The organism is Kitasatospora purpeofusca (genome assembly GCF_042691725.1).
GTDB lineage: Bacteria > Actinomycetota > Actinomycetes > Streptomycetales > Streptomycetaceae > Kitasatospora > Kitasatospora purpeofusca_B.
Map to the genome: position 1 here is coordinate 3,551,050 of NZ_CP170483.1, position 17,355 is coordinate 3,568,404.

The 17,355-nt window shown below is 73.4% G+C and carries 13 protein-coding genes; 8 read left to right on the top strand and 5 right to left on the bottom strand.

Annotated features, from left to right (window positions below; genetic code table 11):
* Positions 1 to 135 precede the first annotated feature (135 nt).
* Positions 136 to 477, bottom strand: a complete 342-nt coding sequence (locus ACFCLZ_RS14825) for a DUF3817 domain-containing protein (protein ID WP_380285357.1) — start codon at positions 475 to 477, stop codon at positions 136 to 138.
* Between the two features lie 76 nt (positions 478 to 553).
* Positions 554 to 1,093: a MarR family winged helix-turn-helix transcriptional regulator gene (locus ACFCLZ_RS14830; protein ID WP_380285358.1), complete on the bottom strand. Its 540-nt coding sequence runs from the start codon at positions 1,091 to 1,093 to the stop codon at positions 554 to 556.
* A gap of 490 nt (positions 1,094 to 1,583) precedes the next feature.
* On the opposite strand from ACFCLZ_RS14830, the gene ACFCLZ_RS14835 reads away from it, so the two are divergent.
* Both ACFCLZ_RS14835 and ACFCLZ_RS14840 read left to right on the top strand, forming a co-directional pair.
* Positions 1,584 to 3,221, top strand: a complete 1,638-nt coding sequence (locus ACFCLZ_RS14835; protein ID WP_380285359.1) for a M4 family metallopeptidase — start codon at positions 1,584 to 1,586, stop codon at positions 3,219 to 3,221.
* Positions 3,222 to 3,637: 416 nt separating this feature from the next.
* Positions 3,638 to 5,248 (top strand): M4 family metallopeptidase, encoded by a 1,611-nt coding sequence (locus tag ACFCLZ_RS14840; protein WP_380285360.1) that lies wholly within the window; start codon positions 3,638 to 3,640, stop codon positions 5,246 to 5,248.
* A 105-nt stretch (positions 5,249 to 5,353) separates the two neighbouring features.
* Here the strand turns inward: ACFCLZ_RS14840 and ACFCLZ_RS14845 are convergent, their stop codons facing one another.
* On the bottom strand, positions 5,354 to 5,671 hold the full coding sequence (locus ACFCLZ_RS14845; RefSeq protein ID WP_380286172.1) for a DUF3817 domain-containing protein: 318 nt from the start codon (positions 5,669 to 5,671) through the stop codon (positions 5,354 to 5,356).
* A 196-nt stretch (positions 5,672 to 5,867) separates the two neighbouring features.
* On the opposite strand from ACFCLZ_RS14845, the gene ACFCLZ_RS14850 reads away from it, so the two are divergent.
* The 4 genes from ACFCLZ_RS14850 to ACFCLZ_RS14865 all read left to right on the top strand — a co-directional run bounded on the left by ACFCLZ_RS14850 (position 5,868) and on the right by ACFCLZ_RS14865 (position 8,904).
* Positions 5,868 to 6,506 carry an AIM24 family protein gene (locus ACFCLZ_RS14850; protein ID WP_380285361.1) on the top strand — a complete coding sequence of 213 codons (639 nt, stop codon included), beginning with the start codon at positions 5,868 to 5,870 and terminating at the stop codon, positions 6,504 to 6,506.
* Positions 6,506 to 7,156: an AIM24 family protein gene (locus ACFCLZ_RS14855; protein WP_380285362.1), complete on the top strand. Its 651-nt coding sequence runs from the start codon at positions 6,506 to 6,508 to the stop codon at positions 7,154 to 7,156. Before ACFCLZ_RS14850 ends, ACFCLZ_RS14855 begins: the two co-directional genes overlap by 1 nt.
* A gap of 293 nt (positions 7,157 to 7,449) precedes the next feature.
* The gene (locus ACFCLZ_RS14860; protein WP_380286173.1) at positions 7,450 to 8,259 is read left to right on the top strand and encodes an AIM24 family protein; all 810 of its coding nucleotides are present in this window, start codon (positions 7,450 to 7,452) and stop codon (positions 8,257 to 8,259) included.
* Between the two features lie 120 nt (positions 8,260 to 8,379).
* A complete protein-coding gene (locus ACFCLZ_RS14865) occupies positions 8,380 to 8,904 on the top strand; it encodes a MarR family winged helix-turn-helix transcriptional regulator (protein WP_380285363.1) in 525 nt (174 codons plus the stop codon).
* A 95-nt stretch (positions 8,905 to 8,999) separates the two neighbouring features.
* Here the strand turns inward: ACFCLZ_RS14865 and meaB are convergent, their stop codons facing one another.
* A complete protein-coding gene (gene meaB, locus ACFCLZ_RS14870) occupies positions 9,000 to 9,956 on the bottom strand; it encodes a methylmalonyl Co-A mutase-associated GTPase MeaB (protein WP_380285364.1) in 957 nt (318 codons plus the stop codon).
* A gap of 83 nt (positions 9,957 to 10,039) precedes the next feature.
* On the bottom strand, positions 10,040 to 11,233 hold the full coding sequence (locus ACFCLZ_RS14875; protein WP_380285365.1) for an acetyl-CoA C-acetyltransferase: 1,194 nt from the start codon (positions 11,231 to 11,233) through the stop codon (positions 10,040 to 10,042).
* Positions 11,234 to 11,489: 256 nt separating this feature from the next.
* On the opposite strand from ACFCLZ_RS14875, the gene mce reads away from it, so the two are divergent.
* Entirely contained in the window at positions 11,490 to 11,924 is a 435-nt protein-coding gene (mce, locus tag ACFCLZ_RS14880; protein ID WP_350553093.1) for a methylmalonyl-CoA epimerase, read from the top strand.
* Positions 11,925 to 12,419: 495 nt separating this feature from the next.
* Entirely contained in the window at positions 12,420 to 17,258 is a 4,839-nt protein-coding gene (locus ACFCLZ_RS14885) for a hypothetical protein (RefSeq protein WP_380285366.1), read from the top strand.
* Positions 17,259 to 17,355: the final 97 nt, after the last annotated feature.

The following is a 17,355-nucleotide window of genomic DNA, read 5'->3' on the forward strand; positions in this document are numbered from 1 at the left end:
GGCACAGCTGTTAGGACGTCCTACCAATTTACTCGGACGTCCTACTACTTGTCGACGGACGCCCGGACGGGAGAGTAGCGGGGCATGCAAGAGGGCGCCCTCCCCCGATCGGGGAAGGGCGCCCTGGGGCTTCGCTCAGACGCCGGCCGGCTGGCGGGCGGCGTCACCGGCGGGCAGCTTGGCGGCGGCCTCGGCGACCACCTTGCGCTCGGCGACGAAGGAGGCGAACGGGATGCAGCCGGCGGCCAGGGTGAACACCATCCGGCCCAGCGGCCACTTGAGCTTCTGGCCGAGCAGGAAGGTCACCACGAAGTACCCGATGTAGAGGTAGCCGTGCAGCATCGCGACGTAGGTGGTCACGTCCTCGGCCGTGTCGAAGCCGTACTTCGCGACCATGAAGCCGCAGAACACCAGCAGTGCCACACCGGTCGCAATGGCCAGGGCCCGGTACCAGCCCAGCAGGGGGGTCGCCTTCATCGTCTTCATCGCCTCGCTCGGCAGCGTCGGGGGGGTACGCCCGATCCGCGCACCGCTCACACGAGGGTAGCCGCCCTCACGCCTCCGGCCGCGCAGGCCCCTCGCCGGGGATCTCCGCGAAGTCGCCCGCCGCCACCCGCAGCGGGCGGAGCAGGTCGAAGACCTCGCGGCACCGGCCCTCGTCGTACTCCTCCAGGCCGAACTCCATCGCCATGAGCTCCCGGGTGGCGCCCTCGACGACCTCGCGCCCCCGGTCGGTGATCGCCGCGAGCACGCCGCGGCCGTCCAGCGGGTTGGGGCGGCGGGCGACCAGACCGGCCCGCTCCAGGCGGTCGACGGTGTTGGTGACGCTGGTCGGGTGGACCATGAGGCGCTCGCCGACCTTGGAGAGCGACAGCTCACCGGTCCGGCTGAAGGTGAGCAGCACCAGCGCCTCGTAGCGGGCGAAGGTCAGCCCGTACGGCTTGAGGACCGCGTCCACGCGGGAGAGCAGGATCTGGTGGGCCCGCATGATCGAGGTGATCGCCGCCATCGCGGGGACGGTCCCCCAGCGGCGGGTCCACAGCTCGTCGGCGCGGGCGATCGGGTCGAAGTCGAGTGCGAGGGGCTTGGCCACCTCCTTACCGTACCGGCGGGCACGGCCCGGGCTACCAGGCGTCCTGATGGTGGACAAGCGCGACACGTGGCGGGAACCCGCCAGTCGACTCGTCAGGTACATACCAGCGGATTGCGGGGGCGTGAACGGGCGCCAACCGCCCCGCCGGGCCCGACGGTTGGCCCGTCGATCCGGATCCGCCCCGCCGGCAGGCGGCGGTTCGGACGGTAACCCGCCGGAAGGCGGGGCGATTCGCCCCTTTCGTCACACTGTTCACCTTCCGCCGCATTGGCGAGACCTGGCCAATCCATGAACGAGACCTGTCATTTCACTTGTTGGATTGTCATGCTTTCCGCCAGCCCCGTCCGGTGGCCACCGCCCCACTCACCGGTGACCACCGTGGACCGCACGGAGCAGCACGTCAGCGCCCGTTCCGCCCCTCAGGTGCCACCCCCGGCGCCCCGGAGCGCGGCGCGACCGCGCACACGCGGTTTCCCGGAAGGACCTGTACGTGAAGCGAAAGCTCGCAGCCGGCGCCGTACTCTCCGCCACCGCCCTGCTCACCGGCGTCATCCAGGTGAGCACCGCCGCCCAGGCCACCCCCACCCCCACGGTCCAGGCGCAGGCCGCGCAGCACCGCGCCGGCCTGATCGCGCTGGCGAACGGTCAGGCCGGTCCGCTGACCGGGGCCCTCGGGCTGGGCGGCCAGGAGGCCCTGGTCGCCAAGGACGCGGTGGTCGACGCCGACGGCACGCGCCACCTCCGCTTCGAGCGCACCTACGCCGGCCTGCCGGTGCTCGGCGGCGACCTGGTGGTGCACCAGGCCGCCGACGGCGCCGTCAAGGCGGTGGACAGGGCCGTCGCCGCGCAGATCACGGTGCCGAGCCTGACCCCGAAGATCCCCGCCGACCAGGCCGCCGCCCAGGCCTCCGGCGCGGTGCGCTCCACCGTCGGCATCGCCGCCGACAAGGACGAGTCCCCGCTGACCGAGGTGCGCCGATCCGGCGCCGCCCAGCTGGTCGTCTGGGCCGCCGACGGCAGCCCGCGGCTGGCCTACCGGACCACCGTGGAGGGCGTCCGGGCCGACGGCACCCCGAGCAGCCGACTGCTGGTCACCGACGCCGCCACCGGCCGGGTCCTCTCCGGCCACGAGCAGGTGCAGACCGCCTCCGGCACCGGCACCGGCGTCTTCGTCGGCACCGTCCCGCTGACCACCACCCAGAGCGGCTCGTCCTACCAGCTCAAGGACGCCTCGCGCGGCGGGCAGTCCACCAGCGACCTCAAGGGCAGGACCTCCGGCTCCGGCACCCTCCTCACCGACACCGACAACGCCTGGGGCGACGGCACCGCCGCCAACCGCCAGTCGGCCGCGGTGGACGCCCAGTTCGGCGCGGCGGCCACCTGGGACTACTACAAGAACACCTTCGGCCGCAACGGCATCAAGAACAACGGCGTCGGCGCCACCAGCCGGGTCCACTACGGCCGGAACTACGTCAACGCGTTCTGGAACGACTCCTGCTTCTGCATGACGTACGGCGACGGCACCAACAACACCAACCCGCTGACCGCGCTGGACGTCGCGGGCCACGAGATGACCCACGGCGTCACCTCGGCCACCGCCGGACTGAACTACTCGGGCGAGTCCGGCGGCCTCAACGAGGCCACCTCGGACATCTTCGGCACCATGGTCGAGTGGTCCGCCAACCTCCCCGCCGACAAGCCGGACTACCTCATCGGCGAGGAGATCGACATCAACGGCGACGGCACCCCGCTGCGCTACATGGACAAGCCCTCCAAGGACGGCGGCTCGGCCGACTACTGGTCCTCCTCGGTGGGCGGCCTGGACGTCCACTACTCCTCGGGCGTGGGCAACCACTTCTTCTACCTGCTGGCCGAGGGCAGCGGCGCCAGGACCATCAACGGCGTCGCCTACGACAGCCCGACCTCCAACGGCTCGACGGTCACCGGCATCGGCCGGGACAAGGCGGCGGCGATCTGGTACCGCGCGCTGACCGTCTACTTCACCTCGACCACCACCTACAAGACGGCCCGCGCCGGCACCCTGAGCGCGGCGGCCGACCTCTACGGCGCCGGCAGCGCCGAGTACAGCGCGGTGGCGGCCGCGTGGAGCGGCGTCAACGTCAACTGACGCCCGCCCGACGGACGTCCGGGGTCCTCGCCGGGAGGGGAGCGCCCCGGACGCCCGTCCCGTCCGCCGTTCATTCGCCCGCGTAGCAACGCCGCCCGGGGTCGGCAAGCCCCGCCGTTGGCGGGAACCCGCCAAGGGATCAACCGGGGCGAAGCGGTCAATTGTCGTACCCGAACCCATCCGTACGGGTCTTGGCGAGACCTGGCCAATCCCCCTCGGCGCCCTGTTCTTTCACGACCTGCATTGTCATGCTTCTGCCCACAGCCCCGTCCGGACGCCCGTCGCCCCCACCCATCGACGGCGCGTCAGGCCGCACGGGACCAGCACGTCAGCGCCCTACCGCCCCTGGCGCCAACCCCGGCGCCCCGGTACGAGGCGTGACCGCGCACCCGCGGTTTCGTGGAAGGAACCCGCTCGTGAAGCGAAAGCTGACAGTCGGCGCCGCACTCTCCGCCACCGCCCTGCTGGCCGGCGCGATCCAGGTCGCCGCCGCCCCCGCCCAGGCCGCGCCCGTCCCGCAGCGCGTGTCGCTCATCGCGCTGGCCGGGCAGCAGGCCGCGCCGGTCGCGAAGGCGCTCGCCCTCGGCGGCCAGGAGCAACTGGTCGTCAAGGACGTGGTGGTCGACGCCAACGGCACGCGCCACCTGCGCTACGACCGCACCTACGCCGGCCTGCCGGTCCTCGGCGGCGACCTCGTCGTCCACCAGAAGGCCAACGGCGCGATCACCTCGGTGGACCGGGCCTTCGAGGGCCGGCTCTCGCTGCCGAGCCTCACCCCGGCGCTCTCCGCCGGCACCGCCTCCACCCAGGCCGTCGACTCGGTCCGGGCCACCGTCGGCATCGCGCCGAGCGACAAGGACGCCTCCCCGGTCACCCGGGTCGACGGCGCGAGCACCCCGGCCCTGGTGGTCTGGGCGGGCGACGGCAGCCCGCGGCTGGCCTACCAGACCGTGGTCCACGGCGAGCGGGCCGACGGCACCCCGAGCAGCCAGCGGCTGCTCACCGACGCCGCCACCGGCCAGGTGCTCTCCACCCACGAGGAGGTGCAGACCGTCAACGGCACCGGCAAGGGCGTGCACGTCGGCACCGTCACCCTGAACACCACCCAGAGCGGCACCACCTACCAGCTCAAGGACCCGTCCCGCGGCAACCAGTGGACCGGCAACGCCAAGAGCGGCAACGCGCTGTACACCGACGCGGACAACAACTGGGGCAACGGCACCGCCTCCGACACCCAGTCCGCCGCGGTCGACGCGCAGTTCGGCACCGGCGTCACCTGGGACTTCTACAAGAACACCTACAACCGCACCGGCATCAAGAACAACGGTGTCGGCGCCAGCAACCGGGTGCACTACGGCAACGCCTACGTCAACGCCTTCTGGCAGGACTCCTGCTTCTGCATGACCTACGGCGACGGCAACGGCAACGTCAACCCGCTGACCGCCCTCGACGTGGCCGGCCACGAGATGAGCCACGGCGTCACCTCGGCGACCGCCAACCTGACCTACTCCGGCGAGTCCGGCGGCCTCAACGAGGCCACCTCGGACATCTTCGGCACCATGGTCGAGTGGTACGCCAACCTGCCGGTCGACGTGCCGGACTACCTCATCGGCGAGAAGATCAACATCTTCGGCAACGGCCAGCCGCTGCGCTTCCTGGACAAGCCCTCCAAGGACGGCTCGTCCAAGGACACCTGGTACTCCGGGATCGGCGGCATCGACGTCCACTACTCCTCGGGCGTGGCCAACCACTGGTTCTACCTGGTCAGCGAGGGCAGCGGGACCAAGGTGATCAACGGCGTCACCTACAACAGCCCGACCGCCAACGGCTCGACCATCACCGGCATCGGCCGCGACAAGGCCGCCGCCATCTGGTACCGGGCGCTGACCGTGTACTTCACCTCCAGCACCAACTACAAGGCGGCCCGCGCCGCCACCCTGGCCGCCGCGGCGGACCTCTACAACGGCACCAACACCACGGAGTACCAGACGGTGGCCGCGGCCTGGAGCGCCGTGGGCGTCAACTAGCCACCGACGGACCACCCCCGGAAAAGACGGCAGGCTGCCGGGGCCCACTGGGAGAGGGGCCCCGGCAGCCTGCCGGCGTGCCGCGCGCGGGTCGGCGCGGGGAGGTCAGGCCGCGGCCGGCACCGCGGCCCCGCCGCGCTCCTCCTTGGCGAGCATCCGCTCGGCCACGAAGCCGCCGCCGGGCAGCACCGAGAGGATGAACAGCAGGGCGCCGCGCTTGACGTCCCACTTCTGCGTCTGCCAGGCCATGATCCAGAAGACGACGTACAGGATGAACAGGATCCCGTGGACCATGCCCATCACCGGTACGGCGTTGAAGTCGGTGGTGCGCTTGAGCACCGAGCAGAGCAGCAGGAGCAGGAAGGAGACCCCTTCGGGGCCGGAGACCAGGCGCAGGCGGTGGACGGCGCTGCTGTTCACGATGAGTACCTCGATACGCGGGGGGCTCGGAGATCGCTTGTGAACCGGCTCACAAGCATTCGCTCCATTATCACCGAGCACCTGTCCGAACCCGCCGCCGGGGTGGGAGCGGAGCGCGGCGGCCCGCTTTGTCGCAGACGCGTACCAGAACACCCTCACCCCCTCCCCCGCCACGCCCGCCGACCGCTAGATTGCGGCCGTGGCACAGTTTCGACTCCAGGGGTCAAAGACGCTCGCCGTCGACATGACCGGCGATTCCGTGAAAGCCAAGAACGGCTCGATGGTCGCCTACACGGGCCAGATGAACTTCAAGAAGCTCAGCGGGGGCGGTGACGGCCTGCGCGGCATGGTGACCCGCCGGCTCACCGGCGAGCAGATGACGGTCATGGAGGTGAAAGGACAGGGGACCTGCTACTTCGCCGACCAGGCCACCGAGATCAATCTCGTCCGGCTGAACGGCGAGACGCTCTACGTCGAATCCGACAACCTGCTCTGCACCGAGGGCACGCTGAAGACCGGCACCAGCTTCACCGGCCTGAACGGCGTGTCCTCCGGCAACGGCCTGTTCACCACCAAGGTCGAGGGCCACGGCTGGGCCGCCGTCACCTCCAAGGGGCCGGCGATCATCCTGCGGGTCTCCCAGGGCACGCCGCTACGGGTCGACCCCGGCGCGTACGTCGCCCACACCGGCAACCTCAACCGCTCCATCAAGTCCGGCGCCGGCTGGAGCACCTTCATCGGCGAGGGCGGCGGCGAGGCCGTCCAGGTGGAGTTCACCGGCGAGGGCCTGGTCTACGTGCAGCCCTCCGAGAAGCTGACCATCGGGGGGGACGTCTGATGGCGTTCACGAAGATCAACAACAAGATGATCGAGGCCCGGGTCGTGCCGGGCCAGCGGCTGTTCAGCCAGCGCGGCGCGATGCTCGCGTACACCGGCGAGGTGAAGTTCACGCCGAACATCACCGGCGGGCAGGGCGGCGTGATGTCGATGATCGGCCGCCGGGTGGCCAACGAGGACACCCCGCTGATGTCCGTCGAGGGCCAGGGCAGCGTGATGTTCGGCCACGGCGGCCACCACGTGCACGTGATCGACCTGACCGGCGACACCCTGTACGTCGAGGCCGACCGGCTGCTGGCCTTCGAGGGCTCGCTCCAGCAGTCCACCATGTTCATGGGCTCGCAGGGCGGTGTGATGGGCATGGTCCGCGGCCAGGTGACCGGCCAGGGCCTGTTCACCACCAAGCTGGACGGCCACGGCGCGGTCGCGGTGATGGCGCACGGCGGCGTCTTCGAGCTGCCGATCACCCCGCACCAGCCGGTGCACGTCGACCCGCAGGCCTACGTCGCGCACCGCGGCCAGGTCCAGAACAAGCTGTCCACCGCGCTCGGGTGGCGCGACATGATCGGCCGCGGCTCCGGCGAGGCCTTCCAGCTGGAGCTGTCGGGGAACGGCACGGTGTACGTGCAGGCGAGCGAGGAGAAGCTCTGATGTCCTACCCGCCGCAGCCTCCGTACGGGCAGCCGCACGACCCGTACGGCCAGCCGACCCAGCCCGGCTACCCCGCCGCCCCGCCGCCCGGCTACCCGCCGCAGGGCCAGCCCTACCCCCCGCCGGGCCAGCCGTACCCGCCGCCGGGGCAGCCCTATCCCCCGCAGGGGCAGCCCTACCCGCCGCAGGGCTACCCCCAGCAGGGCGGTTACCCGCCGCCCCCGCCGCCCGGCTACCCCGCCCAGCCGCCGCAGCAGTACGCCCAGGAGCAGTACGGCGGCGCGCAGGCCCCGCTGCCCAAGGCGCAGGACGGCTCCGGCCCGGTGGTGCACGACGCGCACAGCCTGCCGTCCAACGACAACGTCAACCCGTACGCCTTCTCGGTGGACCTCAACGGCTCGTACTTCCTGCAGAAGGGCAAGATGATCGCCTACTACGGCGACATCTCCTTCAAGGGCGTCGGCGCCGGCGCGGCCGACCGACTGCTCGGCAACTTCAACTCGCCGATGCACGCGGCGGACTGGGTGGTCGCCGAGGGGCGCGGCAAGCTGCTGCTGGCCGACCGGGCCTTCGACCTCAACTCCTACGACCTGGAGGAGGGGAACCTGACGGTCCGCTCGGGGAACCTGCTGGCCTACGAGCCCACCCTGAAGCTCAAGCAGTCGATCATCCCGGGCTTCCTGACCCTGATCGGCACCGGCAAGTTCGTCGCCGCCTCCAACGGGCCGGTGCACTTCGTCGAGCCGCCGATCCGGGTGGACCCGCAGGCGCTGGTCGGCTGGGCGGACTGCCCGGCGCCGTGCCACCACTACGACCACGACTACATGCACGGGCTGCTCGGCGGCCTGCGCCGGCTCACCGGGCTGGGCGGGGCATCCGGCGAGGAGCACCAGTTCGAGTTCATCGGCGCCGGCCAGGTGCTGCTGCAGTCGACCGAGGTGCTGATGGCGGAGCGGGCGGTCGGCCAGGTGCACGCCGAGGCCGGGGTGCCGATGGGCGGGGTGCCGACCCAGCACGCCTCGGGACACGGCGGCCAGTTGCCGAACGTGAACGTGCCCGGCCTCGGTAACCTGGGCGACCTCGGGCGGCGCTTCGGGCTCTGAGCGCGACGGCCGCGGCGCGGGGGGCGTCCCGCCGCGCCGTGGCCGGATCCCGCCGGTCGCCGGATGTCCGTTACCGGCAAAGTCGTACAACATTGAACTAAATGCGGTACCCTGGATGCCATGGAGACGCACACGATCGACCCCGCAGCCCTCTCGGCCCCGCCGTCCGAACGGCCCGACGAGGAAACCCCCTGGCTGACCGCCCGGGAGCAGCGGTTGTGGCGCGCCCACCTGGAGGTCGCCAAGCTGCTGGACTACCAGCTCAGCCGTGAACTCCAGCCGCACAGCCTGGCGATCAACGACTACGAGATCCTGGTGGTGCTCTCCGAGGCCCCCGAGCGGCGGATGCGGATGACCGACCTGGCCACCGCCACGCTCCAGTCGAAGAGCCGGCTCTCGCACCAGATCACCCGGATGGAGACCGCCGGCCTGGTGCTGCGCCAGGAGTGTCCCGGCGACCGGCGCGGCCTCTACGCCCACCTCACCGAGCAGGGCTGGGAGACCATGCAGCGGGTCGCGCCCTGCCATGTGCGCAGCGTCCGGGCGCACTTCATCGACCGCCTGTCCCCCGAGCAGCTCGACGCGATGTACGAGGCGCTGGCCCCCGTCGCCGAGCACCTGCGGGGCCTGCGCGGCCGCGGCTGAGCGGACGGACGAAAGGGCGAACGGACCGGAGGCCGGCACCCCGGCCGCGGGGTGCCGGCCTCCGGTCGTCGCGCGCGGGCCGGACCGGGCCGTGGTCAGGCCGTGGTCAGGCCGGCCACCAGGCGGTCGGCCGCGCCGTACGGGTCCAGCTCGCCGACCGCCACCCGATCGGCCAGCGCGGCCAGCTGCCGGTCCCCGTGCAGATCGCCGATCCGGGCACGCAGCGCGGCCAGCGCGATCGCCTCGATCTCGTCGGCGGCCCGGCGCCGGCGCCGCACGGCCAGCCCGCCGTGCTCGTCCAGCCAGGCGCGGTGCTTCTCCAGCGCCTCGACCACCTCGTCCACGCCCTCGCCCCGGGCCGCGACGGTCTTCACGATCGGCGGGCGCCAGTCCCCCGGCTCCCGGGCCTCGCCCAGGCCCAGCATGTGGTTCAGCTCCCGGGCGGTGGCGTCGGCGCCGTCCCGGTCGGCCTTGTTGACCACGAACAGGTCGCCGATCTCCAGGATCCCGGCCTTGGCGGCCTGGATGCCGTCGCCCATCCCGGGGGCGAGCAGCACCACCGTGGTGTCGGCCTGCGCGGCGATCTCCACCTCGGACTGGCCGACGCCGACCGTCTCCACCAGGATGACGTCGCAGCCGGCCGCGTCCAGCACCCGCAGCGCCTGCGGGGCGGCCCAGGAGAGTCCGCCGAGGTGCCCGCGGGTGGCCATCGAGCGGATGAACACCTCGGGGTCGGTGGCGTGGTCCTGCATCCGGACCCGGTCGCCGAGCAGGGCGCCGCCGGAGAACGGCGAGGACGGGTCGACCGCCAGCACGCCGACCCGCTTGCCCAGCCGCCGGTAGGCGGAGACCAGCGCCGAGGTGGAGGTGGACTTGCCCACGCCCGGCGAGCCGGTCAGGCCGACGGTGTAGGCGTGCCCGGTGTACGGCGCCAGCGCGGCCATCACCTCGCGCAGCTCGGGCGCGGCGTTCTCGACCAGCGAGATCAGGCGGGCGACGGCCCGCGGACGGCCCTGCCGGGCCTGCTCGACCAGGGTCGGCACATCGATCATCTTGTGGCTGCTCCTTGCGCCGAGGGGCCGCGGCCCGCTGGTGGCGGTCCGCAGCCCCGGAAAATCGGTCGTGACGCCGGTCGTCAGGCCTTGGGCACCCGGACGATCAGCGCGTCGCCCTGGCCGCCGCCGCCGCACAGCGCGGCCGCGCCGACGCCGCCGCCGCGGCGCTGCAGCTCCAGCGCCAGGTGCAGCACCACCCGGGCGCCGGACATGCCGATCGGGTGGCCGAGCGCGATCGCGCCGCCGTTGACGTTGACGATCTCGGAGGAGACGCCGAGCTCCTTCGTCGACTGGTGGGCGACGGCGGCGAAGGCCTCGTTGATCTCGATCAGGTCGAGGTCCCCGACGGCGATGCCCTCCTTGGCGACCGCGTGCTTGATCGCGTTGGACGGCTGCGACTGCAGCGAGTTGTCCGGGCCGGCGACGTTGCCGTGCGCGCCGATCTCGGCGAGCCAGCTCAGGCCCAGCTCCTCGGCCTTGGCCTTGCTCATCACGACCACGGCGGCGGCGCCGTCCGAGATCTGCGAGGAGGTGCCGGCCGTGATGGTGCCGTCCTTGGTGAACGCCGGGCGCAGCCTGGCCAGGCCCTCGACGGTGGTGTCGGCGCGGATGCCCTCGTCCTGGCTGAACAGGACCGGCTCGCCCTTGCGCTGGGGGATCCCCACCGGGACGATCTCGGCGTCGAAGACGCCGTCGGCCTGCGCCTTGGCGGCCCGCTGGTGCGAGGCCGCGGCGATCTCGTCCTGGACCTCGCGCGGGATGCCGAGGCGGGTGTTGTGCTTCTCGGTCGACTCGCCCATCGGGATGTTCTCGTAGGCGTCGGTCAGGCCGTCGTGCGCCATCGAGTCCAGCAGCTCGATCGCGCCGTACTTGTAGCCCTCGCGGGACTTCGGCAGCAGGTGCGGGGCGTTGGTCATGGACTCCTGGCCGCCGGCCACCACGATGTCGAACTCGCCGGCCCGGATCAGCTGGTCGGCCAGCGCGATGGCGTCCAGACCGGAGAGGCACACCTTGTTGATGGTGAGCGCCGGGACGCTCAGCGGGATCCCCGCCCCGACGGCGGCCTGACGGGCCGGGATCTGGCCCGCGCCGGCCTGCAGGACCTGGCCCATGATCACGTACTGGACCTGGTCGCCGGACACACCGGCCCGCTCCAGCGCTGCCTTGATCGCGAATCCGCCGAGCTCGGCACCGGAGAAGCCCTTGAGGGAGCCGAGCAGCCGGCCCATCGGGGTCCGCGCCCCGGCGACGATCACTGAGGTGGTGTTGGTCATGGGACGAGCCCCTTCGCACGTCGTGGCCAGGTGGAGGATTCCGCTCAATGTACTGACCTGTTACCCGCGCGTCACCGGACCCAAGATGTGATCGAGCGCACTGGCACCATCCAGTCAACACCGTGCCGCGTCGATCCGGGTGAACCCTGCCGCGCGACCCGTGTGAGCAGGCTCGCACCCCGATCACTGGCGCCGCCGTCCGGCATGCGCTGCACTGTTGCCGTCCTGTCGCACCCGCCCCACACCGGAGGCCCCCGTGCTCACCCGCATCGACCACATCGGCATCGCCTGCCGCGACCTCGACAAGACGGTCGAGTTCTACCGCGCCACCTACGGCTTCGAGGTGTTCCACAGCGAGGTCAACGAGGAGCAGGGCGTCCGCGAGGCCATGCTCAAGATCAACGACACCGGCGACGGCGGCGCCTCCTACCTCCAGCTGCTGGAGCCGATCCGCGAGGACTCCCCGGTCGGCAAGTGGTTGGCGAAGAACGGCGAGGGCGTCCACCACATCGCCTTCGGCACCGCCGACGTCGACACCGACTCGGAGGAGATCCGGGCCAAGGGCGTGCGGGTCCTCTACGAGCAGCCGCGCACCGGCTCGATGGGCTCGCGGATCACCTTCCTGCACCCCAAGGACTGCGGCGGGGTGCTGACCGAGCTGGTCACCGCCGCCGGGCCCGACGCGCACTGAGGCGGGCCGCCGTCGCGGGGCGGCACCCGGCCGTCGGCCGCCCCGCCACCCTCATGACCCGTCAGTAACCTCACCGGACAACCCGGAAAACCCCCACGCGGCCATTCCCCCGCAAGACGCTCCCACTACAATGCCCAGGTGCGCGAAGACTCCGGGGGACGGGGACGACGAGCACGGCCGAAGACAGGCCCGTCCGCCCCGGTGGGAGGCCCGTCGCAGGGGAGTCCATTACGCGGGCACGGCTGAACAGTCGCAAGACGGATCTGTCACCATTCTCCACAAGGCAAGAGTTCGCCCAGGAGTCCACCCGGACGGGGGAATGCGGATCGACCGCGCTCCCGCGCCCCGGACTCCGACGACCGCGGCAGGCGTTCCCGGCTAGGCGGGGATGTCCGGACGGCCGCGGATGCAAGGACCAGTCGGACCGTGCCCGGACAACGGGAGCGCGGACCGGCCGGGTCGAGGACGCAACCAGGAGATGGATGGGACCGCGGAGTGCGGGGCTACGACCGCTACGAGGTTGACGATCACCTCTCCCAGTTCGAGGCCGAGATGGATCGGACTCGCAAGGAGCGGGACAAGGCAGTCGAGCATGCCGAAGACCTCGCCTACCAGGTGGAGGTGCTCCGGGCCAAGCTGCACGAGTCCCGCCGCATGCTCGCCCAGCCGCGCGCCTTCGACGCCGTGTCCGGCCAGGCCGAGCAGATGCTCCGCACCGCCGAGATGCAGGCCCAGCAGCTGCGCGCCGACGCCGAGCGCCAGCTGCGCGACTCCCAGGCCGCCACCCAGCGGATCATGGCCGAGGCCGCCGAGCGCACCGCCCGGCTGGAGGCCGAGCTGACCGCCCGCCGCCGCCAGCTGGAGGACGAGCTCGCCGAGCTGCGGCGCAGCGCCGAGCAGCACGTCAACGAGAACGTCAGCTGGGCCGAGCAGACCCGGGCCGGCACCGAGCAGGAGGCCCAGCGCCTGCTGCAGGAGGCCCGCGCCGAGTCCGATCGGATGATGGCCGCCGCCCGGGCCGAGGCCGCCGCGCTCTCCGACCAGGCCCGCGCGCAGACCGCCGCCGACGTGGACGCCGCCCGCGGCGAGGCCCAGGCCGCCGCCGAGGCCGCCCTCCAGCGCGCCCAGAGCGATGCCGAGCGCCTGCTGCGGGCCGCCTCCGAGCAGGCCCAGCAGGCCGGCGCCCAGGCCGCCGCCGACGTGGACGCCGCGCGTGGCGAGGCCCAGCAGCAGCTCGCCGCCGCGCACGTCGCCGCCGAGCAGCAGCTGGCCGTCGCCCGGGCCGAGATCGGCCGGCTCACCGAGACCGCCGCCGCCGAGCAGGCCCGTGCCCAGCAGGAGCTGGGCCACGCCCAGGCGGAGATAGCACGGCTGCGCACCGAGGCCGTCGCCGAGGCCGAGCGGGCCCGCCAGGAGGCCGCCGAGCTGCGGGCCCAGGCCGAGGCCGCCGCCGAGCAGTTGCAGGCCGACGCCGAGGCCGCCGCCGAGCGGAAGGCCGCCGACGGCGCGGCCGCCAACGAGCAGCGCTCGCAGACCGCCCGGGCCGAGGTGGCCCGGATGGTCGCCCACGCGACCAAGGAGGCCGACGCGATCCGCGCCGAGGCCACCACCAAGCAGGCCGAGGCCGAGGCCGCCAAGGCCGCCGCCGCCGAGGAGAGCGAGCGGCTGCGCGCCACCGCCGAGTCGGTGGCCGGACAACTGCGTGCCGAGGCCGAGGCCGCGATCGCCGAGATGCGCGCCCAGGCCGACCGGGACGTCGCCGAGCTGCGGGCGCAGGCCGAGGCCGCCGCCGAGCGGCTGCGCGGCGAGGCCGAGGAGGCGGGCCGGACGGCCGGGGCCACCGAGGCCGCCGCCCACCTGGCCAAGGCCGCCAAGGCCGCCGAGGAGATGCTCGACCGGGCCGGCCAGGACGCCGAGGCCGCCCGCACCGGCGCCACCTCCGAGGCGGAGCGGATCCGCGCCGAGGCCGCCGCCGAGGCCGAGCGGCTGCGCGAGCAGGCGCAGGCCGCCGTCGAGGCCGCCCAGAACGCCGCCCTGGACGACGCCGCCGCGGTCCGCGAGCGGATCCAGGAGATGCAGGACGAGGCCGCCCGGCTGCGCGCCGAGGCGGAGGAACTGCGCTCGCAGGCCGCCGCCGAGGCCGACCGGGTGCGCGGCGAGGCCCGCCGGCAGGCCGTGGTGCAGATCGAGGAATCGGCGAAGAGCGCCGAGGAACTGCTCACCAGGGCCAAGTCCGACGCGGACGAGCTGCGCACGGGCGCCGCCGCCGAGATCGAGCGGCTGCGCGAGCAGGCCAAGGAGCAGGCCGCCGAGACCCAGGGCCGGGCCGAGCAGACCCTGGAGCGGGCCCGCGCCGAGGCCGCCAAGACCACCGCCGCCGCCGAGCAGCAGGGCCGGGACGCGCTCACCGCCGCCAAGGCCGCGGCCGCCGAGAACCGGGCCGCCGCCGAGCGCGACACCGCCGAACTGCGCCGCGAGGCCACCGAGTTCGACCAGCGGGTGCGCACGGAGGCGAACGCCGCCGCCGAGGCGCTGCGGACCGACGCGCAGGCCGAGGCGAACGCCGTCCGCGACGCCGCGGTGGCCGACGCCGAACGGGTGCGCACCGAGGCCGACACCGAGGCCGCCAGGGCCAGGGCCGAGGCCGAGGCCGCCGCCGAGGCGCTGCGCGAGGAGAGCCGGCGCGAGCGCGAGGAGGCCTCCGCCGGGCTGCTCCGGGAGCGCGAGGAGACCGCCGAGCAGCTGTCCGCCGCCGCCACCGCGCGCGAGCGGGCCGAGACGACCGCGGCGGAACTCACCGAGCGCACCGCCACCGAGGCCGCCGCCGTCCGGGAGGCCGCCGACGCCCACGCCGAACACGTCCGCACCGAAGCCGAAACCGCCGCGGCGGAACTCACCGAACGCACCGCCACCGAAACCGCCCGTCTCCAGGCCGAGGCCGAACGCGCCCTCGAAGCCGCCGAGACCACCGCCGAGCACGTCCGCACCGAAGCCGAGACGACCGCGGCGGAGCTGACCGAGCGCACGGCCGCCGAGGCCGCCGCCGTCCGCGAGGCCGCCGACGCCCACGCCGAACACGTCCGCACCGAAGCCGAAACCGCCGCGGCAGAGCTGACCGAGCGCACCGCCACCGAAACCGCCACCGCGCGCGAGCGGGCCGAGACGGCCGCGGCGGAGCTGACCGAGCGCACGGCCGCCGAGGCCGCCGCCGTCCGGGAGGCCGCCGACGCCCACGCCGAACACGTCCGCACCGAAGCCGAAACCGCCGCGGCGGAACTCACCGAGCGCACCGCCACCGAGGCCGCCCGCCTCCAGGCCGAGGCCGAACGCGTCCTCGAAGCCGCCGAGAGCACCGCCGAACAGCGCCTCGCCAAGGCCGACGCCGCCGTCAAGGAACTGCGCGAGCGCGGCGCGGCCGAGCTGGCGCTCGCCGGGGAGCAGGCCGAGACGGTCCGCGCCGAGGCCGGCCGTGAGCTGTCCGAGGCCCGCGCCACCGCCGCGGCGATCCGTACCGAGGCCGGCGAGGAGCTGGAGCAGGCCCGGCGCGACGGCGAGGAGCTGGTCGAGGCCGGCCGCACCGAGGCCGCCGCCCTGGTCGAGGCCGCCGAGGAGGCGGCCGCCGAGGTCCGCCAGTCGGTGGCCGGGCTGCACGAGACCGCCTCCCAGCAGATCGCCGGACTGCGGGCCACCGCCGAGCGGGACGCCGAGGAGCTGCGCGAGCAGGCCGAGCGCGCCGCCGCCGAAGTGCGCGACACCGCCGACCGCGAGACCACCGAGCTGCGGGCGCTCGCCGACCGCGAGACCACCGAGCTGCGCGCCACCGCCGGGCACGAGGTGGCCCGGCTGCGCGAGAGCGCCGAGCGCGAGACCGCCGACCTGCGCGCCAGGACCGACGCCGAGACGACCGCCCTGCGCGAGCAGACCGAGCTGGAGCTGGCCGCCGACCACGAGGCCGCCGAGGCCGAGCTGGCCCGGCTGCGCGCCGAGGCGCAGGCCTACGACCAGCAGCTGCGCGGCGAGGCCGAGAACACCCTGCGCGCCGCCCAGGAGGCCGCCGAGCAGCAGCGTGCCGAGGCCGAGCAGCTGGCCGCCCGGACGGTGGCCGCCGGCGAGGAGCGGGCCGTCGGCACCGTCACCGAGGCGGAGGAGTTCGCCGCCGCGCTGCGTGCCGAGGCCGAGGAGTACGCGCTCGCCACCCGCACCCTCGCCGACGAGTACGACACGGCCACCCACGGCCGCGCCGACGCCTACGACGCCGAGGTCCGCGAAACCGCCGAGCAGTTCGACAGGGCCACCCGCGAGCGGGCCAAGTCCGTGCTGGAGAAGGCCTTCGCGGACGCCGAGTCGCTCGGCGAGGACGCCCGGACCACCGCGCTGGCCACCACCGCCGCCGCCGAGGAGCAGGCGGACGCGATGGTCGCCGCGGCCCGCAAGGAGGCCGACCGGCTGGTCGCGGGCGGCGAGGCCGCCGGGCAGGAGGCCGTCGAGAAGGGCCGCGCCGACGCCGACGCGCTGCTCTCCGAGGCCCGCCGGGACGCCACCGCGATCCGCGAGCGCGCCGAGGAGCTGCGCGAGCGCACCGACGCCGAGGTGGAGGCCCTGCACGAGCGCGCCCGCAAGGAGAACGCGCAGGCCATGAAGTCGGCCGGCGAGCGGGTGGACGCGCTGGTGACGGCCGCCCAGGAGCAGCTGACCGAGGCCGAGGAGCAGGCGGTGGCCACCGTCGCCGAGGCCGAGGACCGGGCGGCGGCGCTGGTCGCGGCCGCCGAGGACCACGCCAACGAGCTGACCTCGGAGGCGTCCGCCGAAGCCAGCAAGGTCCGGCTCTCGGCCGTCCGCAAGGCCGAGGGGCTGCTGAAGGAGGCCGAGACCAAGCTCGCCAGCTCCACCGACCGCGCCGAGGCCCTGATCATCAAGGCCGAGGCCAAGCTGAAGTCCTCCCAGGACGAGGCGGAGGAGCGGCTGGACTCGGCGTCGGCCGAGGCCGAGAAGCGGCTGCGGGCCGCCGACCGGGCCGCCGACGAGCAGGTCGAGCTGGCGAAGGCGGAGGCCGAGCGGCTGCTCGCCGAGGCGCGGGCCGAGGCGAAGCGGGCCACCGATGAGGGCCGGCGCGAGCTGGACGAGCTGGTGCGCCGCCGCAAGGACATCAACACCGAGATCTCCAGGGTGCAGGACGTGCTGTCCGCCCTGGAGGCTTTCGAGGCGCCGTCGCCGGTCGCACAGGCCAACGGGGGAAGCAGCGGCACCAAGAAGGACGGGGGTGCCAAGGCTGGTGCCGGAATTGGCTCCCCCCGGTCGGGTGGCAATCGCTCCAAGAGCGCACCACCCGATTGAGCGGACATTGTCCGCGGGACGACGGCGTTTCGTCGCCGACACTCCGGTACCGTGTCAGGATTCCCTCAACCACCTCAGCGGTTTGACGACAGGAAGC

Coding starts and splice junctions, on each gene's coding strand:
- ACFCLZ_RS14825 (WP_380285357.1), bottom strand. CDS start 477: ATGAAGGCGACCCCCCTGCTGGGCTGGTACCGGGCCCTGGCCATTGCG.
- ACFCLZ_RS14855 (WP_380285362.1), top strand. CDS start 6,506: ATGGCGTTCACGAAGATCAACAACAAGATGATCGAGGCCCGGGTCGTG.
- ACFCLZ_RS14865 (WP_380285363.1), top strand. CDS start 8,380: ATGGAGACGCACACGATCGACCCCGCAGCCCTCTCGGCCCCGCCGTCC.
- meaB (WP_380285364.1), bottom strand. CDS start 9,956: ATGATCGATGTGCCGACCCTGGTCGAGCAGGCCCGGCAGGGCCGTCCG.
- ACFCLZ_RS14875 (WP_380285365.1), bottom strand. CDS start 11,233: ATGACCAACACCACCTCAGTGATCGTCGCCGGGGCGCGGACCCCGATG.